Source organism: Burkholderia sp. HMSC10F09 (genome assembly GCF_001806955.1).
GTDB lineage: Bacteria > Pseudomonadota > Gammaproteobacteria > Burkholderiales > Burkholderiaceae > Burkholderia > Burkholderia multivorans.
In genome coordinates this window covers 6,048-6,638 of the sequence record NZ_KV786762.1, presented here as the reverse complement: position 1 = coordinate 6,638, position 591 = coordinate 6,048, and the positions used below count along the sequence as shown (strand labels likewise).

General features: G+C 59.2%; 1 pseudogene. It reads right to left on the bottom strand.

From position 1 onward, the window contains the following. Positions 1–591 (bottom strand): annotated as a pseudogene (locus HMPREF3115_RS32510) (hemagglutinin); the annotation flags it as partial.

Genomic DNA, 591 nt, shown 5'->3' with positions numbered 1-591 from the left:
CCGGTCGAAGCCGAGGTGGACAGCGACGTAACAGAGCTGTTGGTCGAGCTCAGGCCCGTGGACAGCGATCCGATCGAGCTATTCGCCGAAGAGATGCCGGTCGAAGCCGAAGTCGACAGCGACGTAACCGAGCTATTGGTGGAGCTAAGGCCCGTCGACAGCGACCCGATCGAACTGTTCGCCGACGAGATACCCGTCGAAGCGGAAGTCGACAGCGAAGAGATGCTGCTCGACGTTGCAGTCGACAACGACCCGATCGAACTATTCGCCGACGAGATACCAGTCGAAGCCGAAGTGGACAGCGACGTAACGGAGCTATTGGTCGAGCTAAGGCCAGTCGACAGCGACGTAACAGAGCTATTGGTCGAGCTCAGCCCCGTCGACAACGACTTGATCGAGCTATTTGCGGACGAGATACCCGTCGAAGCCGAGGTCGACAGCGAAGAGATGCTGCTCGACGTCGCCGTCGACAGCGACCCGATCGAACTATTCGCCGACGAAATCCCGGTCGAAGCCGAGCTGGACAGCGACGTAACCGAGCTATTGGTCGAGCTAAGACCCGTCGACAACGACCCGATCGAACTATTCGCC